At 50.5% G+C, this 24448-nt stretch carries 23 protein-coding genes and 3 tRNA genes; 19 read left to right on the top strand and 7 right to left on the bottom strand.

The features are described 5' to 3' along the window. Window positions 1–1005, top strand: coding sequence for an agmatine deiminase family protein (locus C5610_RS08660; RefSeq protein ID WP_105306818.1), 1005 nt, complete (start codon window positions 1–3; stop codon window positions 1003–1005). Here C5610_RS08660 and C5610_RS08655 read toward each other — a convergent pair. After that, a complete protein-coding gene (locus tag C5610_RS08655) occupies window positions 944–2773 on the bottom strand; it encodes a tetratricopeptide repeat-containing diguanylate cyclase (RefSeq protein ID WP_105307764.1) in 1830 nt (609 codons plus the stop codon). The genes C5610_RS08660 and C5610_RS08655 overlap by 62 nt on opposite strands. 111 nt (window positions 2774–2884) lie before the next feature. After that, the gene (locus C5610_RS08650) at window positions 2885–3613 is read right to left on the bottom strand and encodes an SIMPL domain-containing protein (RefSeq protein ID WP_105306817.1); all 729 of its coding nucleotides are present in this window, start codon (window positions 3611–3613) and stop codon (window positions 2885–2887) included. Window positions 3614–3655: 42 nt separating this feature from the next. Here C5610_RS08650 and C5610_RS08645 point away from each other — a divergent pair, with 42 nt between their 5' ends. The 9 genes from C5610_RS08645 to C5610_RS08605 all read left to right on the top strand — a co-directional run bounded on the left by C5610_RS08645 (window position 3656) and on the right by C5610_RS08605 (window position 10981). Next, window positions 3656–4144, top strand: coding sequence for a regulatory protein RecX (locus C5610_RS08645; RefSeq protein ID WP_105306816.1), 489 nt, complete (start codon window positions 3656–3658; stop codon window positions 4142–4144). A gap of 70 nt (window positions 4145–4214) precedes the next feature. Continuing rightward, entirely contained in the window at window positions 4215–6818 is a 2604-nt protein-coding gene (gene alaS, locus C5610_RS08640) for an alanine--tRNA ligase (protein ID WP_105306815.1), read from the top strand. Window positions 6819–6937: 119 nt separating this feature from the next. Next, window positions 6938–7129 (top strand): carbon storage regulator CsrA, encoded by a 192-nt coding sequence (csrA, locus tag C5610_RS08635; protein ID WP_105306814.1) that lies wholly within the window; start codon window positions 6938–6940, stop codon window positions 7127–7129. 197 nt (window positions 7130–7326) lie between these two features. After that, window positions 7327–7419: transfer RNA gene (locus tag C5610_RS08630), tRNA-Ser, on the top strand. A gap of 25 nt (window positions 7420–7444) precedes the next feature. Next, window positions 7445–7521: transfer RNA gene (locus tag C5610_RS08625), tRNA-Arg, on the top strand. Between the two features lie 22 nt (window positions 7522–7543). Beyond that, window positions 7544–7620 (top strand) — tRNA-Arg (locus C5610_RS08620). Window positions 7621–7748: 128 nt separating this feature from the next. Beyond that, on the top strand, window positions 7749–7997 hold the full coding sequence (locus tag C5610_RS08615; protein WP_105306813.1) for an oxaloacetate decarboxylase subunit gamma: 249 nt from the start codon (window positions 7749–7751) through the stop codon (window positions 7995–7997). 59 nt (window positions 7998–8056) lie between these two features. After that, window positions 8057–9850, top strand: coding sequence for a sodium-extruding oxaloacetate decarboxylase subunit alpha (gene oadA, locus C5610_RS08610; protein WP_105306812.1), 1794 nt, complete (start codon window positions 8057–8059; stop codon window positions 9848–9850). 3 nt (window positions 9851–9853) lie between these two features. Next, on the top strand, window positions 9854–10981 hold the full coding sequence (locus tag C5610_RS08605; RefSeq protein ID WP_105306811.1) for a sodium ion-translocating decarboxylase subunit beta: 1128 nt from the start codon (window positions 9854–9856) through the stop codon (window positions 10979–10981). Between the two features lie 16 nt (window positions 10982–10997). On the opposite strand, the gene C5610_RS13630 is transcribed toward C5610_RS08605, so the two are convergent. Next, a complete protein-coding gene (locus C5610_RS13630) occupies window positions 10998–11171 on the bottom strand; it encodes a hypothetical protein (protein WP_187346262.1) in 174 nt (57 codons plus the stop codon). 7 nt (window positions 11172–11178) lie between these two features. After that, window positions 11179–13779, bottom strand: coding sequence for a response regulator (locus tag C5610_RS08600; protein ID WP_105306810.1), 2601 nt, complete (start codon window positions 13777–13779; stop codon window positions 11179–11181). A gap of 160 nt (window positions 13780–13939) precedes the next feature. Here C5610_RS08600 and gshA point away from each other — a divergent pair, with 160 nt between their 5' ends. Together gshA and C5610_RS08590 are read left to right on the top strand one after the other, a co-directional pair. Beyond that, window positions 13940–15559, top strand: a complete 1620-nt coding sequence (gshA, locus tag C5610_RS08595) for a glutamate--cysteine ligase (protein ID WP_105306809.1) — start codon at window positions 13940–13942, stop codon at window positions 15557–15559. 112 nt (window positions 15560–15671) lie between these two features. Beyond that, window positions 15672–16307, top strand: coding sequence for a hypothetical protein (locus C5610_RS08590; protein ID WP_105306808.1), 636 nt, complete (start codon window positions 15672–15674; stop codon window positions 16305–16307). Here the strand turns inward: C5610_RS08590 and C5610_RS08585 are convergent. Continuing rightward, window positions 16304–17602, bottom strand: a complete 1299-nt coding sequence (locus C5610_RS08585; RefSeq protein ID WP_105306807.1) for an HlyC/CorC family transporter — start codon at window positions 17600–17602, stop codon at window positions 16304–16306. The two genes, C5610_RS08590 and C5610_RS08585, sit on opposite strands and share 4 nt — an antisense overlap. Window positions 17603–17613: 11 nt before the next feature. Continuing rightward, on the bottom strand, window positions 17614–18408 hold the full coding sequence (locus tag C5610_RS08580; RefSeq protein ID WP_105306806.1) for an inner membrane protein YpjD: 795 nt from the start codon (window positions 18406–18408) through the stop codon (window positions 17614–17616). Window positions 18409–18578: 170 nt separating this feature from the next. Between C5610_RS08580 and ffh the strand changes: the two genes are divergently transcribed. The 7 genes from ffh to tyrA all read left to right on the top strand — a co-directional run bounded on the left by ffh (window position 18579) and on the right by tyrA (window position 23998). Further along, window positions 18579–19943: a signal recognition particle protein gene (gene ffh / locus C5610_RS08575; protein WP_105306805.1), complete on the top strand. Its 1365-nt coding sequence runs from the start codon at window positions 18579–18581 to the stop codon at window positions 19941–19943. Between the two features lie 118 nt (window positions 19944–20061). Further along, the gene (gene rpsP / locus C5610_RS08570) at window positions 20062–20310 is read left to right on the top strand and encodes a 30S ribosomal protein S16 (RefSeq protein WP_105306804.1); all 249 of its coding nucleotides are present in this window, start codon (window positions 20062–20064) and stop codon (window positions 20308–20310) included. A gap of 35 nt (window positions 20311–20345) precedes the next feature. Continuing rightward, window positions 20346–20885, top strand: a complete 540-nt coding sequence (gene rimM / locus C5610_RS08565) for a ribosome maturation factor RimM (protein WP_105306803.1) — start codon at window positions 20346–20348, stop codon at window positions 20883–20885. Between the two features lie 11 nt (window positions 20886–20896). After that, entirely contained in the window at window positions 20897–21643 is a 747-nt protein-coding gene (gene trmD, locus C5610_RS08560) for a tRNA (guanosine(37)-N1)-methyltransferase TrmD (RefSeq protein ID WP_105306802.1), read from the top strand. Between the two features lie 31 nt (window positions 21644–21674). Beyond that, the gene (gene rplS / locus C5610_RS08555) at window positions 21675–22040 is read left to right on the top strand and encodes a 50S ribosomal protein L19 (RefSeq protein ID WP_105306801.1); all 366 of its coding nucleotides are present in this window, start codon (window positions 21675–21677) and stop codon (window positions 22038–22040) included. 157 nt (window positions 22041–22197) lie between these two features. Next, window positions 22198–22791, top strand: a complete 594-nt coding sequence (locus C5610_RS08550; RefSeq protein WP_105306800.1) for a DNA-J related domain-containing protein — start codon at window positions 22198–22200, stop codon at window positions 22789–22791. Between the two features lie 46 nt (window positions 22792–22837). Beyond that, window positions 22838–23998 carry a bifunctional chorismate mutase/prephenate dehydrogenase gene (gene tyrA / locus C5610_RS08545; protein ID WP_105306799.1) on the top strand — a complete coding sequence of 387 codons (1161 nt, stop codon included), beginning with the start codon at window positions 22838–22840 and terminating at the stop codon, window positions 23996–23998. Between the two features lie 18 nt (window positions 23999–24016). Here tyrA and C5610_RS08540 read toward each other — a convergent pair whose 3' ends face one another. Then, on the bottom strand, window positions 24017–24391 hold the full coding sequence (locus C5610_RS08540) for a response regulator (protein ID WP_241970572.1): 375 nt from the start codon (window positions 24389–24391) through the stop codon (window positions 24017–24019). Window positions 24392–24448 lie beyond the last annotated feature (57 nt).

Below are 24448 nucleotides of genomic sequence, written 5' to 3'. Positions count from 1 at the left end.
ATGCGCCATTGGTTTAAAGAGTATGCCGGCGAACAGCAACTGCTGCTCGCCGTACCTTTCCGTGATGATGTCTGGCGTGACCAGGCGAAACCTGCTCAACAAGCCCTGAGTAATCTGCGCGACAATCTGTCAGCGGTTATCGATGTCTGCTGTTTAACCCCTGAAACGGTGGCTTATGACGACATCTGGTTACGCGATACGCTGCCGTTATGGTTTATTGATGACACCCGCGACGATTGGCGCGGGCTGTTACCGCAATTTGACGGTTGGGGGGGCGTACAGTCGCATATTGAGCAGGATGCAAGGTTGTCAAAGCAGCTGTTTGGTGAGGTCGTGACCGGCACCGATTGGACGGGTGAGGGCGGCATGTTCAGCCATAACGGTGAATGGCTATTGGTCGGTTTTACCAGTTTGTGCAAGCGCAATCCCGGCTATCCCGCCGCACAACTGAAACAGCGCATCGCAGAAGATTTTGCACCGTTGCGACCCGTTTTTATCGAAACCTGTCTCAGCGCTGATGAAACCTTTGGCCATATTGATAATCTGGCGTTGTTTATTAATGATACAACGTTGATCTACAGTGCTACTGACGACCCTGAACACCCGGATTATCCTGCCTGCCGGCTTGTCCAGCAACAGCTGGCGCTGTTACCCGATCATATTCGCCAAATTGCGCTGCCGCTGCCTTACCCGCAATGGCCGACATCCCCTGAACGATCGGGACTGAAATCAGCAGCGGGGGTGATGAAACGTGACACATCCGTGGCGTTGTTGTGCAGTTACGTGAACGTGATTGTGGTCGGTCATCATTTGGTATTGCCTCAGTACGGACTGGCTGAGGACGATATCGCGCTGAGCATACTGAAGTCAGCGCTGCCGGACTATCGGATAATGACGGTGAATGCGCGCGAGTTTGTACTTGGCGGTGGCGGACTACACTGTATCAGTCACTCGCTACCGCGGCCGCTGGCGCAATCTTTAACCGTTGTCGACCATGCTCCTTAGCATCGTAAAGGACATCGTCAGCTCGCTTATATAAGGTCTCGAAGGTGTCCGATGCCGTGGCGGTTGCAAAGCCCATACTGAAGGTAATGCGGTAGCTTTCGGGCAAGCCGCGGATGGGTTGCTCGTTGATGCGGTTGAGTAGACGGTTGAAAATCAGTTCCGCATCCTGTTCGGTTGCATCATACAGTACCAACAGCCACTCCTCACCGCCAAGACGGCCGAATTTATCCTGACTGCGTAAACAATCCTGAGTAACCTCAGCAAAACGTTGCAGCACTGCGTCACCGACGTCATGGCCAAACGAGTCATTAATTTGTTTAAAGAAATCGAAATCGACAACCGCTAGAGCAAGTTGGTGCTGTCCGTGCGCGACCGCTTCCAGCCCGAGCTGACATTGCCGGACAATGGCACGACGGTTCGGTGCGCCGGTTAAATCATCTTTCAGTGCAAGCTCGGCATAACGGCGACGCGCCCGCATCTGTTGATAAAGAAAATAGCTGATCAGCAGAACGATGGCGGCACCGGAAAACAGTAGCCATAACATCAGATAATTGGAGGTCCGCTGCTCCTGTAATTGCAACTGTTGCAACTGATTCTCTTTTTGCAGTAGCTCATTGGTGGCTTCTTGCTCACGAATCTCCAGACGTACCATGATTTCCTGAATTTGCTTATTCTGCAGTGTCTGTTGGTGTTGCAACAGATAGTCGACGGATTGCTGATAGGCCGCCAGTGCCTGCTGATAGTCTTGCTGTTGCTGGAATAACCGTGATTGCAGTTCGTAAAGGCGCTGTAACAGCTTGGTATCATTGAGCGTGTTGATTAATGACTGTGCCGCTTGCAGTGTCTGTTCGGCACTGATGATTTGTTGTTGCTCCAAATGAATTTCACTTTTTGCGAGCCACGCCTGCGCCTCCATCGGGTGGGCTCCGGCCGCTTTAAAAACCGGGAGTGCACGTTCTATCAGTTGCAGCGCACGTTGCTCATTACCTTGGGTATCTTCGATCTCCGCAAGTCGTTGCAGCGCATAAGCAATGCCCAATTGGTCGTCGATTTTGCGGCTCGACGCCAGCGCCTGATTAAAATACTGTCTGGCTTTCTGATAATCCGAGGTGAGCGAATAGGCTCGGCCAAGATTGTACTGAGCGACCGAAACATCCCAGTCACCAAGATGTTGCTGGGCAATCGACAGGGTATCGTGCATGTGTTGCAAAGCGATATCGTACGCACCAATTTCAAGGTAGATGGCACCTATCAGCCCATGGAACTCCATTTGCAGACGGGGGAGATCGGAGTAGCGTTGTTGCTCCAATGCCTCGAGGATTTCAAGCGCGCGGGCGACATCACCGGACTCATGAAAAACCTGGGCTTGAAGTATTTCCGCTTCGATAATGAGATTACTGTTGTCGGCATCTTTTGCGGCTTCGATGGCATAAATGGCACTGCTGGCGGCGCGTTTAAGCATACCACGCTGGATAAAATACCAACCTTGATTAATCCGTAGCAGTGATGTTGCGGTAGGGTAATCGGCCAGTTTGGCGAAGCGCAGCCCTTCTTCAATGGCAGCCTGGACATGATCTTCGTCACCGGAATAGCGCAGCGCCTCTACCCGAATTGCGTAAGCGAGGGCGAGGTCTTTGAATTGACGATCACGATCGTATGTTTGAATCCATTCCTGTGTGGTATTGAGCCAGCGTTGCGGATGATTGCTGGCGTCAACCCGCCATTTCTGCCAGGGTTCGGCGGCGCTGCCGGCAACGCTGAAGGCCATTGCAACGAATGCTAAAACATACAATGCGATAAAGCGTGGTATTGACGTCACGGAGTCGTTGGCAGATGATTTGTTAACAAATTGTAGTACAGCGGCATACGCTTGTCCCGCTTAGTTTGTGTTTTTAATGGAAAATATGACATTCAGTCGTGCTTCAATCTGTTGTTCGCCGGGCAATGAGGGAGACTTTGAGCGAGTATCAAGCTCCGCCATTTGCATCATGATTGGCTGCGACATCGACTGTTCTTCGATGCGTAGGACACCGTCGATAATGACGCCGGCCGTATCAGCAATAAAGGTGGCTTTTTGACGGGCATTCTTAAAGGCCTGTTGCAGCGCTTGTTGATACAGTTGTTGTTGATTAGATACCTCAAACTGTACCTGACCAACACGGGTCACCCCCTGTGCCAGTGCTAAATCAATGATTTGGTCATAGAGCTCCAGTGACGGTAGCGTAACTTCCAGTGACCGCATCACGACAAAACCGCTTTGTTCACGCTTACCATCGCCGGAGGTATCGTACTGCGGATAAACATTCAACTGGTAGGAACGAATGTTGCGATCCGGTATGTCACGTTGACGCAAGTCATCAATCAGCGCAGTGGTATATTGGTCGACTTGTGTCTTTAACGAGCTGAGTTTATTGCCGCGTTGTTCGATGGTGAAGGTCAGTGACGCCTGGTCAGGTACCGCACTGACACTGGCGGAACCGGATACTCGCAGGCCGTGGGTGTTGTCGCTCGCAGAATATGACTGCGCGAAGGAAGTAAAAGAAATGAGCAACGCCAGACAAACTGTTAATATCAGGGTTGGTTTCCAAAATGGATCGGAGTGTTTCATTATCACCTCTCTTCTTTTAATTTAATCAGTTGGAGTCCCGCTATGGATGAAAGTTCCTCAGCAAGCGATAAAACCGTATCGGATGATACTCAAGCACTGAAAGACAGCGCTTTTCGGCTACTGACCCGGCGCGAGCACAGCCGTTTTGAATTGCGTCAGAAGTTGGTTAAAAAAGGCTGGTCAAGCGCAGCGGTTGCAGAGCTGCTTGACTGGTTACAGGCTGAGGGGTGGCAGAGCGATGAACGATTTGCGGAGAGCTTTGTTCGCGACAAACTTATGCAGGGCCAAGGACGATTAAAAATCGTGGCGCAGGCCACACAACAGCGCGGTATTGCGCGCGAACTGGTTGAGGCAGTTCTGGAACAGCAACAGCCGGACTGGCGCAGTCGTTGCCGCGCCGCGCACCAGAAAAAATTTGGTGACTCGGCACCGGAGGATCGCAAACAGTGGGCAAAGCGCGTGCGCTACTTGCAGCAAAAAGGCTTCAATGGCGATGAGATTTTCGCCGTACTCGGCGAACTCGAACGCTAGGCGAGGCTTTCGCTTCGTGATAATCTAGACAGTCAAATTCGGTTCAGGCAGAAGTTCAATAGGATGTTAAATGAGCATGAATAGCGCCCAAATTCGTGAGAAGTTTTTACAGTTTTTTGCTGAACGGGGACATGAACGTGTACCGTCAGCGTCAATGATTCCCGGTAATGATCCGACCTTATTGTTTACGAATGCCGGTATGGTGCCCTTTAAAGATGTATTTCTGGGAACCGACAAGCGCCGCTATACGCGAGCGACCTCTGCACAACGGTGCCTGCGTGCCGGGGGCAAACACAACGATTTGGAAAACGTTGGTTACACAGCCCGTCATCACACCTTCTTTGAAATGCTGGGTAACTTTAGTTTTGGTGATTACTTTAAGCGTGAAGCTATTCAGTACGCCTGGCAGTTCTTAACCGAAGAGCTCAAGTTACCGGCAGAAAAGCTGTGGGTGACTGTCTTTACCGAAGATGATGAAGCTTATGATATCTGGGCAAAAGAAATCGGAGTGCCTGAAGATCGAATTTCCCGTATTGGTGAAAAAGATAATTTCTGGTCAATGGGTGATACCGGCCCCTGTGGCCCGTGCTCAGAAGTGTTTTATGATCATGGCCCTGAGGTTTGGGGCGGCCCTCCGGGTACGCCGGAAGAAGACGGTGACCGTTACATCGAAATCTGGAACCTGGTGTTCATGCAGTATAACCGTCAGGCTGATGGCACATTAGAACCCCTACCGGATCCATCGATTGATACGGGCATGGGATTGGAACGTATTGCTGCGATTTTACAGGGTGTTCACAGTAACTACGAAACCGATACGTTCCAGGCGCTGATAAAAGCGGCTGCACAGGCGGTTGGTGTGGATGATACCGAGAGCAAATCGCTGCGCGTCATTGCTGATCATATTCGCTCCTGTTCGTTTTTAATTGTCGATGGTGTTATGCCGTCTAACGAAGGCCGCGGTTACGTGCTACGCCGTATCATCCGTCGTGCTGTGCGTCACGGTCATTTGTTGGGGGCCAAACAGGCGTTTTTCTATAAATTGGTGGCTGAGCTTATTAATCAGATGGGAGATGCTTATCCCGAACTGAGTGAAAAGCGCCAAATTATCGAAGATGCGTTGCATCGTGAAGAACAGCAGTTTGCGAAGACACTCGAGCGCGGTCTGACGATTCTGAACGAAGAAATTGCCGGCCTTGAGGGTACAGTGATTCCCGGAGATGTGGTGTTTAAATTGTATGACACCTATGGCTTCCCGATGGATTTAACCGCAGACATCGCCCGCGAGCAGAAGCTGACCATCGACGAAGAGGGTTTTGCGCAGGCGATGGCAGAACAGCGTCAACGCGCACAACAAAGTTCACAGTTTGGCGTTGACTACAACAGCCAACTGAAATCATCGCAGCAGAGTGAATTCCTCGGCTATGACAGCAATGAAGGACATTCGACGGTTGTCGAGCTGTTCAAAAATGGCGAGTCGGTGGACGAACTGGCGGCCGGTGATGAAGGTATCGTGATTTTGTCAGCAACCCCGTTTTATGCCGAAAGCGGCGGTCAGGTGGGTGATACCGGGCGGCTGTTGCTGGCCGACGGTGAGTTTGAAGTAAGCGATACCCAATACATTGGTAAGGCGATTGCGCATCACGGTAAAGCTCATGGCGCAATCAAACGTAATGATCGCGTCGAAGCTCAAGTTGACGCACAGCGACGCGATAATATTCGCCGCAATCACTCGGCCACGCATTTGCTGCACGCAGCGCTGCGAAAGCTACTCGGCGAGCACGTAAACCAAAAAGGCTCGTTGGTTGAAGCCGAACGGATGCGTTTTGACTTTTCCCACTTTGAGCCAGTCAGTAAACAACAGATTGCCGAACTGGAGCGACAGATCAATGCGCAGATCCGTGCCAATATTGAACTCAGCACGCAGCTGATGAACATTGAAGACGCCAAACAGGCCGGTGCTATGGCGTTGTTTGGCGAGAAATACGATGACGATGTGCGCGTGGTGCGTATGGGTGACGTGTCGATGGAACTGTGTGGCGGTACCCACGTTCGCGCAACGGGCGATATTGGTTTGTTCCGTATTATCAATGAAACCGGTATTGCCTCGGGTGTACGCCGTATCGAAGTGGTTACTGGCGCAGCGGCGGTGGATTACACGCTCGGCCAGCAACGCTTGCTTGACCAGTTGGCTGCAGAGTTTAAAACCGACCACGAATCGGTTCCGGAGAAAGTGGCGCAACTGCAGTCTCGCGCAAAAGAACTGGAGCGGCAGAAAGAACAATTGCAGCAAAAACTTGCGCAACAGGCCAGTGGTGGTCTAATTAATCAAGTAACAGACATTGGTGGTGTCAAAGCAATTGTTGCCGAACTTGAGCAAACTGATCCGAAAGCACTGCGCGGTTTAGTCGACGATTTGAAGAACCAATTGGGGTCAGGTGTCGTATTACTTGCTACAGCGCAAGCTAATAAGGTGAGCTTGATTGCTGGGGTTACGAAAGATTTAACCAAACGCGTGAAAGCAGGAGATTTGGTTAATCAAGCCGCGAATGTCGTAGGTGGCAAAGGTGGCGGCCGTCCGGATATGGCGCAAGCCGGCGGTTCACAACCTGAGCACCTGAGCGAAGCATTGGCAACAGCGACAAGTTGGTTACAAAACGAACTTAAAAGTTAACGAGATTATATATGTTTCGTTATAGTGTAATTGTCGCGGATATTGTTAGACTGCCAATCAGTAGCTTAGGGAAACGTTCTAATTCGTGGTGAAGCGGGACAGTATTGAAGGAGCAAGTTATGTTGATTTTGACACGCCGAGTCGGTGAGACTCTAATGATTGGTGATGATGTATCCGTTACAGTGCTCGGAGTAAAAGGCAATCAAGTTCGTATTGGAGTGAATGCCCCAAAAGAGGTGTCTGTGCATAGGGAAGAAATCTATATGCGCATTCAGTCTGAAAAGGACGACGGCCAGACCACTGACGAATAAGTCAGACAATACCGTTCCGCTTGCCCGAGTAAAAACACTAAATGAAAAAGCCAGCGTTAAGCTGGCTTTTGTCTTTTTTGGCCGGTTTTGCCTGAAAACTGGTCGAGATGGTTAAATATCCCACACTTGAACGCAGAGATGGAAAAAAGCGATTGACATTATTTCCAACCTCGCTAGAATGCACGCCACAACGTTACGGAGAGGTGGCCGAGTGGCTGAAGGCGCTCCCCTGCTAAGGGAGTATAGGGTTTATAGCCCTATCGAGGGTTCGAATCCCTCCCTCTCCGCCAGTAACGTTTAGACGTTGAAATCAGCGCGCTCGTAGCTCAGCTGGATAGAGTACCTGGCTACGAACCAGGCGGTCGGAGGTTCGAATCCTCCCGAGCGCGCCAATTTCACACACACCCCGATGATGCGCTCGTAGCTCAACTGGATAGAGTACCTGGCTACGAACCAGGCGGTTGGAGGTTCGAGTCCTCCCGAGCGCGCCATTTCTTAGTTTTTCCCCAATATTTTATCTCTTTATACCGGTTATATATCTCTTTATCTGCTTGCTAAGCCTGCTACCATAGTCTTTAATCTTTTTATAACATTTTAGGCTACCAAAGCAGGAGTGAACGTGACTGAGTTATTTGTCAACGCTGCAGAAATCATGCTGGTTGGTATGGGCGCCGTGCTGGCGTTTCTGTTACTACTGATCGTTGTTATGGCATTGATGGGGCGGCTAATTCCGCATCCTGAACCTGTGCCGCAGCGCACGCCATCTTCGGCTCCAGATTCCTCTCACTCAGATGGCAATCCATCACCTGGTGTTGTTGCCGCCATCAGTGTGGCGGTAAATCGTTATCGCAAAACTCACCGTAACTAATACTCACCGTAAATAATCATGGTCAGCCAAACCGCATAAAAAAATAAGGAGAGTTCCGCATGAGTAACCCACTTAAGCTCACGGAGTTAGTGCTTCGTGACGCGCATCAATCGTTGCTTGCAACGCGTATGCGCATCGACGATATGTTACCGATTGCCGAAAAACTGGATAAAGTCGGTTATTGGTCAATGGAATCCTGGGGGGGCGCAACCTTTGACGCCTGTATTCGCTATCTTGGTGAAGACCCCTGGGAGCGCATCCGTGAATTAAAAAAGGCCATGCCCAATACGCCACAGCAGATGCTGTTACGCGGTCAGAACTTGCTTGGTTACCGGCACTACGCTGACGATGTGGTTAAGCGCTTTGTTGAACGGGCGAAAGATAATGGCGTTGACGTATTCCGTATTTTTGATGCGATGAATGACGTGCGCAATTTAAAAACCGCAATTAAAGCGGCAAAAGACGTTGATGGACACGCGCAGGGGACAATGTCTTACACGGTGAGCCCCGTACATACCTTAGAGAAATGGGTAGAAATGGCGCAGGAACTGGAAGACCTGGGTTGCGATTCCTTGTGTATTAAAGACATGGCCGGTTTATTGCGGCCTAATGATGCGTTCGAGCTGGTTTCGGCGCTGAAAAAGAACACCAGCCTGCCGATTGCGATGCAGTGCCACGCTACCACCGGTTTAAGTGTTGCGACGTATCAGAAGTCCATTGACGCCGGCATTGACATGCTGGATACCGCCATCTCATCCATGAGTATGACTTACGGCCATTCGCCAACAGAAACACTGGTTGCTATGACGGAAAACACGGATCGTGATACCGGTATGGACTTGCCGTTGCTGGAAGAAATTGCGAGCTATTTCCGCGATGTGCGTAAAAAATACGCGCAGTTTGAAGGCTCACTGAAAGGCGTTGATGCGCGCATTCTGCTGGCACAGGTGCCCGGCGGTATGCTGACCAATATGGAAAACCAGTTGAAAGAACAGGGTGCCATCGAAAAATTTGATCAGGTGCTGGAAGAAATTCCTAAAGTTCGCGAGGATTTAGGTTTTATTCCTCTGGTGACGCCAACTTCTCAAATTGTCGGTACTCAAGCGGTACTGAACGTTTTGAGTGGTGAGCGTTATGCCAATATTTCGAAGGAAACCGCGGCGGTATTAAAAGGTGAATACGGTGCTACAGCCGCACCGGTTAACGAAGATCTGCAAAAACGCGTTTTAGACGGTGCTGAGCCGATCACGCAGCGGCCTGCCGACTTGTTGGATAACGAGTTGGATAAGCTCACAGACGAGCTAAAAGAAAAAGCCAAAAATGAAGACATTCGTCTGGCAGACGCTGTGGTTGATGACGTGCTGACCTATGCGCTATTCCCTCAAATCGGGCTTAAATTTCTTAAGAACCGTGATAATCCGGACGCTTTTGAGCCGGCACCACAAGCGCAGTCTGAAAGTCCTGCCAAATCAACGTCGAAACCGGCAACAAGCAGCGGCTCGGCTGAGCCGGAAGCGTATGATGTCGATGTCGACGGTCAACGCTATCGAGTCCGGATTGGTCCGGCTGGCGAATTAGAAGAGGTTGCACCGGCGCCGAAGTCGTCCACGGATAAGGGTGGTGATTCATCGAGTACGGGTGGCGAAACCATCAAAGCGCCATTAGCCGGTAATGTTTTCAAAGTGGTTGTCAAAGAAGGGCAAGCGGTAGCGGCCGGTGATGTGGTGATCGTGATGGAAGCGATGAAGATGGAAACGGATATTAAGGCTGAGACCGGCGGCACCGTTAAGTCGCTGCATGTTAAAGAAGGCGACGCCGTTTCTGTGGGTGATGAGCTGGTAACCTTGGGTTAAATTATGGATAAATTATTAACCTTGTGGCAGACCACTGGTATTGCGGCGATGACCATAGGCCAGGCCTCAATGATCATCGTTGGCGGTATCTTGCTGTATCTTGCCATCGCGAAGAAGTTTGAGCCATTGTTGTTATTGCCGATCGGCTTTGGTGCTATTCTCGCCAATATCCCGCTGGGCGGCTTTAATGAACCCGGTGGGGTGCTTTATTACGTTTATAACGTGGGTATCGATACCGGCATGTTCCCGCTGCTGATTTTTATGGGTGTGGGTGCGCTAACGGATTTCGGCCCGTTGTTGGCCAACCCCAAAATGATGCTGCTTGGCGGTGCCGCCCAGTTTGGCATTTTCGCAACATTATTCGGCGCGATCGGTCTGAACGTGATTCCGGGCATCGAATTCACGCTGGCTGATGCGGCGGCGATATCCATTATCGGTGGTGCGGACGGGCCGACCGCTATCTTTTTGGCATCGCGACTGGCTCCTGATTTATTGGGTGCGATAGCCGTGGCCGCCTATTCGTATATGGCGCTGGTCCCGATTATTCAGCCACCCATTATGCGGCTGCTGACGAACAAGGAAGAGCGGCAGATAAAAATGGAGCAGCTACGCCCGGTAGGTCGTCGTGAAAAGCTGTTTTTCCCATTAGCCGTGATTCTGTTAACGCTGTTGTTCCTGCCCAGTGCGACGCCATTAGTCGGGATGTTCTGTCTGGGTAACCTCATGCGCGAATCGGGTGTGGTGGAACGCTTAACAAAAACCACGCAGAACGAGCTGATCAATATCGTCACCATTTTTCTGGGGCTTGCGGTCGGTTCAAAGCTGCAGGCGGAGCAATTCCTAAGTTTTACCACCTTGGGTATTCTGGTATTAGGTGCGGTCGCCTTCGCCATTGGTACAGCGAGCGGTATCCTAATGGCAAAACTGATGGGTAAATTCAGTAAAAGCCCGATTAACCCGTTGATCGGTGCGGCTGGTGTATCGGCGGTACCGATGGCGGCCCGGGTTGTCAATAAAGTGGGTTTGGATGCGAATCAGAGTAACTTTTTATTGATGCATGCAATGGGACCGAATGTCGCCGGGGTGCTTGGCTCTGCGGTGGCTGCCGGTGTGTTGCTGGCGCTTGTCTAATGGAACGGGTGACGGGTTAGCGACCCGTCACCCACATCATCAGCGTGTAAAATAACGCGATCACTGTACTGAAAATCGCGATGTAAGCGAACCCCTTCAATCCTTGTTTAATGGTCCAGCCGTTAAGTTTTAGGTAGATGAGCCACGCTAAGCTCAACACCAACGGGATCAGAAAAATAAAACGAATCATAACGCTCCTAAGCTTGATGGTTCTGGATAGCGTCCAGATCACTTGCGGCCAGATAGGCATGCTGCAAACGTTTTTCAAGCACCGTGATTTGATCAGCAACTTTGTCAATATCGCCGTCTGCCATATATTTTTCAAGTTCACTGGCTTTGTTTTGCAGCGCATCAAGGCCTAAATTACCGGCCGCTCCTTTCAGAGAATGAAAATAGCGTCGGGCGCTTTCGTGCTGTCCGCGGGTGATAAAGTCAGATACCTTCATGGCGCTGTTTTGGTACTGCTCATAAAGCTGACCAACCAACTTAATGTACAGTTCAACATTATTGCCAAGCCGCGCCAACGCCCCGTCGAAATCAATCCCCTTGGTTTGCGGATAACGCAATTTAGGATGTTTATCCGGCTGCTGTTCGGTGGTTGCCGCTGAGGTATCGCTGTCTTCGCCATCGTAGTCGCCGGGAACACACCATTTGACCATCGCTTTCAGCAGTTGTGCCTCATCGATAGGCTTGGCGATGTGTCCTTGCATGCCCGCCGCCAGTGACCGTTCTTCATCACCACTCATGGCGTTCGCGGTCATCGCCAGAATGGGTAACTGCTGGTAGTTGTAATGGGCACGGATCTGTTTGGCGGCGGTAAGCCCATCCATGACCGGCATTTGAATGTCCATCAGCACCAGCGCATAACGTTTGCGTTCTATGGCCTCGATGGCAGCCTGGCCATGCTCTGCAATATCCACCCGGAACTGGTGCGACTGCAGCAATTCACGGGCAACCTGCTGGTTTATTTCGTTGTCTTCGACCACCAGGATGGGGGCATGACGAATACTATCGGGTATTTTCGCATGGTTATTGCTGTCATTGATGGCAGGCTGCGCCGATGGGAACAGTGTTGAACTTAAACTGCGGCCCAGGCTGGCTGCGGTGTAGGGTTTTGACAAAATGTCATCGACGCCGGCCTGGCGCGCTTTTTCGTTCAATTCTTCGACATAGTAGCCGGTGGCAAGCACCAGCGCCGGACGTTGTTCGCCACTGTAGTGCTGGCTGATACGGCGACAGAACTCAAGTCCGTCCATACCCGGCAGGCGCCAGTCGACTAAAATCAAATCAAAGGGGTGTTCGTCGGCAACCGAACTCTGATAGATTTCTAACGCTTGCTCAGCGGTGCGACAGACTTTTACATCCACCCGATAACTGCGCAGCATCTCCTGAATCATTTCACGGGTGCTGAGATTGTCGTCAATCGCCAATACCCGCACACCTTCAAGTTTCTGCATCAAATACTGATGGTGCGAATTATCCTGCTCGTCTTGTAATGGCAGTGTCAATTCAATGTAGAAGGTAGAACCCTGGCCAACGCCGCTGGTGACCCCGATGTCACCGCCCATCAGGTAAATTAACCGCCGTGAAATGGCCAAACCCAGGCCGGTTCCTCCGTATTTGCGTGTGGTTGAGGTGTCTGCCTGAGTAAAGGCCTGGAACAGGTTGGCCCGCTGTTCTTCGTCCATGCCAATGCCGGTGTCGCTGACCGAAATACGTAACCACACTTGCGCATCGGACTTTTCCAACAAGGTAACGGCGACGTTAATCTCGCCATCGTCGGTAAACTTGATGGCATTACTGACCAGATTGACCAATACCTGATTCAAACGCAGAGGATCGCCAAGTAACCGCGTTGGAATATTGGCCGGCAAGTTAATGATGAACTCGAGATCTTTATCGTAAGCTTTGTAGGCAAACATATCGGCAAGTGAGGTCAGGACATCCTGTAAATCGAACGGAATGCGCTCGATGGTGAGTTTGCCGGCGTCAATTTTAGAGAAGTCGAGAATGTCATTGATGACCCCCAGCAACGCCTGCGATGAGGAATCAATGACCTTTAAATAGCGTTTTTGCTTCTGATTCAACTCGGTTTTAAGGCATAGGTTAGCCATACCGACAATGGCGTTGATCGGGGTTCGAATTTCATGACTCATATTGGCCAGAAACTCACCTTTCGCCTGATTTGCCTGCTCCGCCGTTTCCTTCGCTTTTTCCATTTGTTCGGCGACCGACTTGATGCTGGAAATGTCATAGTAGCTGCCCAGAATGCCGATGACGTTGCGGTCTTCGTCGTATAAAGGCACGCTCGAGTGTTCGACCCAGCGTTGGCCACTGGTCAGTGTCAATTCGATTTCATCGTTACAGGATGCGTGCTGATTCTTAAGTGTTTGTTGATCCCGCTGGCGCAAAATTTCGTTGTTAGCGAGGATATTGATGTCACGATCGTCTTTACCACTGAGTTGATCTTCGGCAATGCCAATGTCCTGACAAAAGGCATGGTTGCCACCCAGCAACTTAAGATCCCGATCACGCCAGTAAACGCGCGTCGGCAAGTCATTGAATACCTGCTCGAACAGGTGCAGTGAATTGGACGATAAAAACGGCTGTTGTAACGGTGACGTTAGCGATGTGCGGTGCGTCCAGAGCCACACACTGCAGGCCAGTATCAGACTGATGATAACCGTTACCAGTAGCGCACTGGCGTTCCATGGGGCGGGTAACACCAGGTACAAAACCAGGCTGATGGATTGCAGCGCGATAAAGGCGATTTGCAGAAACGTCCAAATAGAAGTCATGATTGCCAGTGGGTGATGTCAATGTGTCAAGTAGTTTGCCATGAGCGGCGAAAAACACCAAGTTGTTGCGGACGATAGCGCCGCCAAACATAGACGTTAAGGTAAATTCCCAGTAAGCTTTGGGGCTAGCCAGAATGAAACGGTTCGATGGAGTTGTATTTTGCAGAATTCACTAGCAGATCGCGTAAAGGATTTGAATCAAGCGCAGCAGGGTAAGGCCTGGTCGGGTATTCACCGCGGTATCGAGCGCGAAGCGCTGCGCATCATGAAAGACGGAACTTTAGCTACGACGGATCATCCGGCCGAACTGGGTAAAACGCTGACGCACCCAACCATCACGACCGACTACTCGGAAAACTTGCTTGAATTTATTACCCCCGTTGCCAGTCGCATTAGTGACACCCTGGCGCAACTGCGTGACATTCATCGGGTTACCTATCAGGCGCTGGGTGACGAGCTGCTGTGGCCAATGAGTATGCCCTGTTATCTTGGTTCTGATGATGATATTCGTATTGCTAACTACGGTGATTCGCATTCCGGGCGCATGAAAAGCCTGTATCGGCGGGGGTTGACCCATCGCTATGGCGCGACCATGCAGATCATTTCCGGTGTGCATTATAATTTTTCTGTATCGGAAGCAATGTGGGAGCAGTTGGCGCAGCAACAGCAACGTCCTGATGATAAAGCGTTCCGTTCTGAAAAATACTTTGCGTTAATACGTAATTTCAAACGCATTGCCTGGGTGATTCCCTATCTGTTCGGCGCGTCACCGGCATTTTGTCAGTCGTTTTTCCAGCAGACCGGTACCGAGCAAAAAGACACCGACTGGAACTTCCAGCGCCTTGGTAAAGGTACTGCTTATTTGCCTTATGCCACATCTCTGCGCATGAGTGATCTGGGTTACACCAATAAAGAGCAGGCCAGCCTGGGCATTACTTATAATTCGCTGGATGAGTACGTCGCCGGATTGCGTAAAGCCATTACGACACCGTCAAAGCAATTCGCCCGAATCGGCGTAAAAGTGAACGGTGAATACCATCAACTGAACGATAATATTCTGCAAATTGAAAATGAATTTTACTCGCCGATACGGCCAAAACGTACCGCGCAGTCCGGTGAAACACCGAGCCAGGCATTAGAGCGTGGTGGTGTGGAATACATCGAGGTACGGGCGCTTGATGTGAACCCTTTCAGTGGCATTGGCATTACGGAACAACAAATTCACTTTTTAGATCTGCTGTTAATGTATTGCCTGTTGACTGACAGCCCGGAAATGTCATGGGAAGAACAGCAACAATACGATAAGAACTTTGCCAAGGTTGTGCTTGAAGGGCGCAACCCCAGTCTGGAATTATGGCAGGCGGGCCAGCAACGGTTGATGGCTGACTGGCTGGAAGAGTTGTTTGCTGACTTTACGTTGATTGCACGCTCACTGGACGAGTTCTCAGATAATCCGGGTCAGTATCAAAGCCACTTAAACGAGTTGTATCAGTGTGTGCTAAACCCGGAGTTGACGTTGTCCGGTCGGGTATTAACGATTTTGAAAGAAAATCATTGGGACTTCAGCACGCTGGGGATGGATCTTGCGCACAAATATCAGCACGAGTTCCGCAGTACCGAGTTGGAATATTATCAGCCGCAGGACTTTCTGCGCTGGAAACAAGAGTCGGAAACGGCGTTTGTGGCACGTAAAGAACACGACAATGTCGTTGATTTTGACGCTTTCTTAAGCAATTATTTTAAAGAAGCCGCTAAACCGGGTGGTTTAGCCAAATCATGAGCACAAAAAAACGCGGTCACCCAAGGTGGCCGCGTCAAAAAATACATTCAGGGGATGAACACAACATCGCTGCTCATTAACTCAGAGTCTTGTGCGTAACAGAAGTTCAACAATGAACCAAAAAAAATTAAAAAAAATCCAGCAACTCTCTCTTATCGTTGTTGCAACAGCGGCCATCAGCGGCTGTGCGACGGCACCGCCAGCATCGCCCGATAATATTTGCCATATCTTTGAAGAGAAGGAAGACTGGTACCACGCCGCAGCAGACGTCCGCGATAAGTGGGGGGTACCCATTCACGTGCCAATGGCAATGATGTACCAGGAAAGCTCGTTTAAACACGATGCGTTGCCGCCACGTGACTACCTGTTAGGTTTTATTCCCTGGGGCCGGGTAAGCAGTGCGTACGGCTATTCTCAGGCGAAAACCATGACCTGGGAAGACTATCAACGAGAAACCGGAAATGGCTGGGCCAGCCGCAGTGATTTCGAGGACGCCATTGATTTTATGGGTTGGTTTATTACCAAGACCTACACCATTAACGGGGTGTCAAAATGGGACGCCTATGGCCAGTACTTAAATTATCATGAAGGCTGGGGTGGCTATCAACGTAAAAGCTATTTGCAGAAGCCTTGGCTGGTGCGCACATCGAAGATCGTGAAGCAGCGTTCTCTGCGCTACGCAGCGCAGCTGAAAACCTGTGAAGAAGATTTTCAGCATGGCTGGTTGTGGAATCTGTTTTTCGGTTAGTCGTCGTTATGCTCGTTAGTGGGTTTGTAGTAATTCGGTAGTACCCGTACTTGTTTGATCATGGTGTCACCCACTTCGATCAATTCTACTGGGTAGCCGCCCAGGCGCAGGCTCATGCGCGCAGACGGAATATCGCCAAATTGTTCGATGATCAAGCCACTGAGGGTTTTAGGGCCATCGGTGGGAAAGTGCCAGTCCATTTCTTTATTCAATTCGCGCAAGTTGGCGCTACCCTCGACCAAATAACTGCCGTCGGGCTGAACCGTGACGGTCTCGCTCGGCGGCGGTGCCATTGAGGTGGTGAAATCACCGACAATTTCTTCGAGAATGTCTTCCAGCGTGACCAACCCCTGAATATCGCCGTACTCATCGACCACCAGACCAATACGCTCTTTACGACGCTGAAATTTGAGCAACTGCACGTTAAGCGGGGTTCCCTCGGGGATAAAATAGATGTCGCGAACGGCACGCACCAGCGATGACTTATCGGTCTGAAAATGATTTTTACTCATCAAACGCATGATGTCGCGCGCGTGCAAAAAGCCAATTGCATCATCGATATCGTTGCGATAGAGCAGCACCCTGGTGTGTTGTGCGTGTTCAATTTGCTTGGTGATTTTTGACCAATCGTCGTTGATATCGATACCAACGATCTCATTACGCGGGATCATGACGTCCTCGACCGTCACCTTTTCTAAATCAAGAATACTGGTCAGCATTTCCTGGTGCGAGGTCGGTATCAAGTTGCCGGCCTCGTTGACGACGGTGCGCAACTCATCCGAGCTTAACGCATCACCAACATGGGCGCGTTTGGGGTCAATGCCAAGCAAGCGCATGAACGAGTTGGTGATAAAGTTTACGCTGGTGACAACAGGGTAGAGCAGTGTCAGCAACGGCCGTAAGATCAGCGAGCTTGGAAACGCAACCCGCTCGGGGTGCAGAGCGGCAATGGTTTTTGGGGTGACTTCCGCAAAGATTAATACCACTAGAGTCAAGACGAAAGGTGCCAACAGCAGGCCTAAATCCCCAAGCCAGCGCATGAACAAAATGGTGGCAATCGAGGAGGCGGCAATATTAACCAGGTTGTTACCGATCAAAATCAAGCCGATCAAGCGATCGGGCCGATCCAATAAGTATTGTACGCGGGTAGCTGCTTTGTGCTGGTGTTGTACCAGATGCCGTAACCGGTAACGGTTGATGGACATCATACCGGTTTCAGAACCGGAAAAATAAGCCGATAAAGCAATTAAAATAACCAAACTAACGAGTAACGTACTCGTCGATATCTCGTCCAAGATTACTGTCCTCAGGTCAATATAATATCTTTAACAAAACGACTGCCAAAGTAGCCTAACGTCAGCAGGGAACTGCCGACTAAAGTCAGGATTACCATCACTTTACCACGGGCACCACTGACACGGTGCATGACATTTGCCACGACATAAACGATGGCGGCGGCGATGCTGAGAAAGGTTTTGTGGGCGACGTTTTGAGCGAACATGTTATCTAAAAAGGCAAAGCCGGATAACAGCGCTAAAATGAGTAAGATAGTGCCACTGAACAGCAAACGGAAAAAATAACGCTCAATGGTCATCAGTGGCGGTAATTTATGGAACAACGTCGGGTTGCGACGTTGTTTTAACGTGTAACTGACGTAAGCGGCCTGAATCGCATACAGAGTAGCCAGGGCGAGTACGCCATAAGCAACCAGTGACAACACAATATGAACCAACAGACCGGCGTTCATATTAATGTAACTGCCCCATTGCGCCGGCGCTAAGGCCAGCAACAAACACGTGAGTGCGGCAAATAAATAAACAACCGGTTTCAGTAACAGACTACCGGAGTGATGGCTGCGCAAGAGCGCAAACAAGGCCACCAACCAGGACACACTGGCTAAACTGGAGGCAATGTTGATATGGTGAAAGTTATCTGCCGAAAATTCATTAAAAACCAGCAACGCGTGGCTAATGATAGCAACCAGCGCCGGAATAATATGAAATCCGGAATGCAGTTCGCGGTTTTGCAATAAGTTTCGCAAAATCACAACAGCGCTGATGACATATCCAGCGATGGCTAACAGCAACAGAATGGTGAGCATCACGGGCTCGCAATCCTCAATTGAAACGATGATTTACACCGAGTATACGATCATGATGGTACAAACCCAAGCATCTGAGGGCGAAAGTTACTTGCAAATCAGATATACTAGCCCCATCTAACAAGGCAATTCGTCAGCAAACGCGACAAGTAACGGAAGAGATCGCCCTTATGTTTGAGAATTTAAGCGAACGACTGTCACAATCGCTCCGTAATATCGGCGGCCGCGGTCGGTTAACGGATGACAATATAAAAGACACTTTGCGCGAAGTTCGTATGGCTTTACTGGAAGCCGACGTTGCTTTGCCGGTGGTCAAAGAATTTATTGGTAAAGTCAAAGAACGCGCCGTTGGCACCGAGGTAAATAAAAGCCTTACCCCAGGGCAGGTCTTTGTCAAAATCGTGCAAAGCGAGTTGGAAGCGGCCATGGGCGAAGCCAACGTTCCGCTCAGCTTGAATACCCAGCCGCCGGCCGTGATTTTGATGGCGGGCTTGCAAGGTGCCGGTAAAACCACCAGTGTCGGCAAACTGGCGAAGTTCCTAAAAGAACGGGAAAAGAAAAAGGTCATGGTGGTCAGTGCCGACGTTTATCGGCCGGCCGCGATTAAACAGTTGGAGACGCTGGCAGAGCAAACCGGCGTTGAGTTTTTCCCGTCCAGTACCGACCAGAAGCCGGAAGATATTGCTAAGGCCGCGATTGCGCAGGCGAAAAAACAGTTCATCGATGTGGTGCTGGTGGATACCGCCGGTCGTCTTACCATTGATGAAGATATGATGCAGGAAATCCAACAACTGCACGCCAGCATCAAGCCGATCGAAACCTTATTCGTGGTTGACTCGATGACCGGTCAGGATGCGGCTAATACCGCGAAAGCCTTTAACGACGCCTTGCCACTGACCGGTGTTATCCTCACCAAAACCGATGGCGATGCGCGCGGCGGTGCGGCACTGTCGATTCGCCACATCACCGGCAAACCGATCAAATTCCTGGGTGTCGGTGAGAAGAACGACGCGCTGGAGCCTTTCCACCCGGATCGGGTAGCGTCGCGTATTCTCGGCATGGGTGACGTGTTGTCACTGGTGGAAGAAGTCGAGCGCAAGGTCGACCGCGAGAAAGCCGAGAAAGTGGCGCGCAAGGTCATGAAAAAAGGCCAGTTTTCGCTGGAAGACTTCCGCGATCAACTGGCGCAAATGCGTGACATGGGCGGCATGATGGGGTTGATGGATAAATTGCCCGGTATGGGTAAGATGACCGACCAAATCAAGGGGCAGATGGACGATAAGGTCACCATCCGCATGGAAGCCATCATCAACTCGATGACGCCGCAGGAGCGCGCGCACCCGGACGTCATCAAAGGCTCTCGTAAGCGTCGTATTGCCGCCGGTTCAGGCACTCAAGTGCAGGACGTCAATAAATTGCTGAAGCAATTCCAGCAAATGCAAAAGATGATGAAAAAGATGAAAGGCGGCGGCATGCAAAAAATGCTGCGCGGCATGGGCGGAAAACTGCCGCCGGGAATGTTCCCAGGACGCTAATTAACTTGCATTTGAAGAAAAAATCAGTAGAATTGCCGAGCCTTCCGACCGTGTCGGAGGGCTTTGCTGTTTTTAACAGATACGTTTTACATTTACACAATTGAAATCGAGGAACGCAATGGTAACCATTCGTTTACAACGCAGCGGCGCTAAAAAACGCCCCTTCTACCAAATGGTAGTTGCTGACAGTCGCAATGCCCGCGACGGTCGCTTTATCGAAAATGTAGGTTTCTTCAACCCGGTAGCTCGTGGTCAGGAAGAAAAACTTCGCATCGACTTAGACCGTGTTGAACACTGGGTAGGTCAAGGCGCATCGTTATCCGATCGCGTTGCGAAATTAGTAAAAGATGCTCGCGCTGCGGCGTAAGCATAAGACTTATTCAGTCATAGGGTCGTCGGCATATGGCACAATCAGATAACGTCGTCATCGGTTGCATCGGTGCGGTTTATGGCGTGAAAGGCTGGTTGAAGATTCAGTCATACACCGAAAACCCGGAAGATATTTTTAGTTATAGCCCTTGGTACCTGCAGAGTTCTGCAGCACGCCAACAAAGCGAACAGGCCGTGACTGTCGTCGAATGGCGTCGTCACAATAAAGGTTTGATTGCGCTCATCGATGGTATTAATGACCGCGATGAAGCAAGTCGCTTGACTGGCATGGAAATCAGTATTGCAGCTGATGAGTTACCAGCGTTAGCCGAAGATGAGTTTTACTGGCGTGACCTGATTGGTATGCGAGTGAAAAACAAACAAGGCTACGACATGGGGGTGGTTGAACAGATTATGCCAACACCAGCGAACGATGTGCTGGTTGTGAGTGCCAACTCGAACGATGCGTTTGGGAAGTCTGAGCGACTGATTCCGTTTGTGCAAAGCCAGTACATACTGGCCGTGGACAACGATAATCAGCTCATTCAGGTGGACTGGCCAGCAGACTTTTAGCGGACTTGCCGATGCAAGTAGGCGTTATCAGTTTGTTTCCCGAAATGTTTGCCGCGATCACCGAGCACGGTGTTACGCGTCGGGCGATTCAGGATGGCTTGCTGAGTATCGAGGTGTGGAACCCACGTGATTTCACGCAGGACAAACATCGTACGGTTGATGATCGACCTTATGGTGGCGGACCTGGCATGTTAATGATGGTGCAACCTCTAGTGGACGCCATTAATGCCGCGAAGCAACGTCTGGGTGAAGAAACACCGGTTATTTATCTGTCGCCCCAGGGGCAAAAACTGGATCATCAAGGGGTAGCACAGTTAGCCCAACATGATCGAATGATTTTAATTGCTGGTCGCTATGAAGGTATCGACGAGCGAGTCATTCAGCAATATGTTGACGCTGAATGGTCAATTGGGGATTACGTGCTCAGCGGCGGTGAGTTACCAGCAATGGTACTGATTGATGCTGTAGCGAGGTTGGTTCCCGGCGTATTGGGACATCAAGATTCCGCAGCCGAAGATTCTTTTGCTGATGGCTTACTGGATTGTCCTCATTACACTCGCCCGGAGGTTTATAACGAGCAGCGGGTACCCTCAGTATTACTGAGCGGCGACCATGAAAAGATACGTCGTTGGCGTTTGCAGCAATCACTGGGTAAAACCTGGTTGCAACGTCGGGATTTAATGAATCGCCTAGCTCTGACTGACGAGCAGGAACAGTTGCTGAACGAATTTATCGAGCAGCACTCGTCCGAAAAATAGCGTACAGTTTACCTAGGATAGGAGAAATACCATGGCAAAAGTTAGCCAAAACATCATTAAGGCTCTTGAAGAAGAGCAAATGAAAAAAGATTTACCGGAATTCGCTCCAGGCGATACGGTCAGTGTAAATGTAAAAGTAAAAGAAGGTAACCGTGAGCGTCTTCAGGCATTTGAAGGTGTGGTTATCCGTGTTCGTAACCGTGGTTTGCACTCTGCATTTACGGTTCGTAAAGTATCAAGCGGTGAAGGCGTAGAACGTACGTTCCAAACGCACAGCCCGTTGATCGACAGCATCAATGTGAAGCGTCGCGGTGCAGTACGTCGCGCCAAGCTTTACTACCTACGCGAGCGTTCAGGCAAATCTGCACGTATCCGCGAAAAGCTGGCAACCAAGTAATTGGTGTCGCTTTGAAAAACCCGGCCTCGGCCGGGTTTTTTTATGCCTGTCATAGGCAAGCGCCGATTGCCGGCCATTCATGACCTGATAGCCTTCAGCATGTTCAATGCAGCCCGCTCTGCTAGCGTGCTTTAGTGCTAAATGCTAAGCTGGCGCTATGGACGAAGATATCGCAATACTCACGGCGGCGTTGGCGGATTTACTGCAACAAAAGTCGCAATGGACTGAACATCAGTTAATCGAAACCTTGCAAAAGCCGCCTTATGAGCTGCTGGAGGCAGGGGCTTTGCGCGATCCCTTATCGTTATTTCAGACGCATTTTTTGATCTTTCATTGTCTTTATCGACTGCGAGCTGATTGGCGTGAACGTCAACAGGCGGATTTAACGATCAATACCTTAAAGATTGAAACCTTACCCTGGCAGGCAGGGGAAGCGGGGTTGCAACCACATGACCCGTTGGCGGACTATTATCTTGATCTTACGCAATTAACGGGTACGACCTGTGCTGACGTTGAAGCGTTATTGGATGACTTTTGGCGTAAAATGGGGGCGCATAAACCCAGCGCCGGGGCGCAAATGCCGTATGAGCAAGCGTGTGAAGTGATGGAGGTGGCACCGCCGCTGACAGCGCCGCAAGTCAAACGTCAGTACCGGCGCTTAATTCATAGACACCATCCGGATAAAGGCGGTAGTCTTGTTAAAATGCAGACCATTAAAAAGGCGTATCAGACACTGATGACGCAGTTGTAATTGAAAACATTGATTAACCCATACATAGGATAAGTGAGTAGTAACTATGTCCAGTAAAAGCGCCGATGCCGCGGCTACGCAGTTGAGCCAACTGCGTGATGCCATTGATGCCGTCGATACCCAATTGGTCGACTTAATCGCACAACGTGCTGCGATCACTGCTCAGGTGGGGCAGGTAAAACGTCAGTTGAAACAACCCCTTTATGTCCCTGAGCGTGAGCATAGTTTGATTCGTGCGCGGCGCCAATATGCCGAGCAAAAAGGCTTGGCAGCGGATTTGATAGAGGACGTATTGCGCCGCATCATTCGGGAGTCGTACCGCACTCAGACTATGCAGGCGACGCCAACCTCGACCGATTTGTCACGTCCGGTGGTGATTGTTGGTGGGCGTGGACGGTTGGGTCAGTTGCTGGCTAAGTTGTTTGGGCAGACCGGTTATCAGGTGACGGTGCTGGATAAGGGCGATCAGTGGACTGATGAATTGGCTGCGCAGGCGCAGTTGGTGATGCTGTCGGTGCCGGTGAATCAGACGGTTGGGGTGATTCGGCAACTGCCAGCGTTGGCCGCTGACTGTGTTTTGGCGGATGTGACCAGTGTTAAGTCCGAACCATTGCAGGCGATGCTGGAACAGCACAGTGGACCGGTGGTGGGATTACACCCAATGTTTGGCCCGTCGGTACAAAACTTGGCGAAACAGTTGGTGGTGGTGACGCCGGGGCGGGGCGCTAACGCTTGTCAGTGGTTGCTGGATCAGTTTGTTAACTGGGGGGCTCATATTGAAACCAGCGATGCGGGGCAACACGACGAGGCAATGGGTTGGGTTCAGGCTATGCGCCATTTGAGCACCTTTAGCTATGGTTTGCATATGGCTGAAGAAAATGCGGATATCGATGCTTTATTGCAGATGAGCTCGCCAATTTATCGCATGGAACTGATGATGGTCGGGCGCTTGTTTGCCCAAAACGCGGAGCTTTATGCCGATATCATTATGGCGAACAAGCAGCAGTTTCCAACCATTGGTCGCTATCTGGAGCGTTTTGGGGAAGCCTTAGGGTATTTAGAAAAGGGCGATAAAGCTCGCTTTATTGAACAGTTTGAGCAAGTAAAGGCGTATTTTGGCAACTACGCCAGTCAGTTTCTCGATGAAAGTGAGGGTATGGTGCAGTTGGCCGATGATCAGCGCTTTCGTCAACAACACGGTGGTTGACAAAGGCGCTGTGTGGCGCTAACGGCGGAATTGCTCAAGTAATTCCGCTAGGGCATCAGGTGCAACCGGCTTGTGTAAGGTGGCGTTCATGCCGGCATCTCGGCAGGCCTCCATTTCGGTGGCACTCTGGTGACTGGTGACGGCAATGACCGGGGTATCCGAAAACTCCGCTTGTTGCCGCAATGTCCGGCAAACGTCAGCGCCGGACATGTCAGGCATTTCGAAATCAAGAAAAATCAAATCCGGTTGTGACTCCAGCGCGGCCAGCGCCTGTTCCCCATTTTCAGCGGTAATGACGTCAATGGGATGCTGGCTCAACATCGCCTTAAAGACTTCCAGGCTGATGAGATCATCGTCCGCAACCAGCACCGTCATGCGGTTAACTTCGTTCATAATACTACCGTTTTACTGATAATAGCTTTACCCTAGCATTGTCATAGCTTTTTGCCT

The organism is Idiomarina sp. OT37-5b (assembly GCF_002968395.1).
Classification (GTDB): domain Bacteria; phylum Pseudomonadota; class Gammaproteobacteria; order Enterobacterales; family Alteromonadaceae; genus Idiomarina; species Idiomarina aquatica.
Note: the sequence above shows the minus strand (reverse complement) of the source record. Positions and strands in the feature narration are given on the sequence as shown.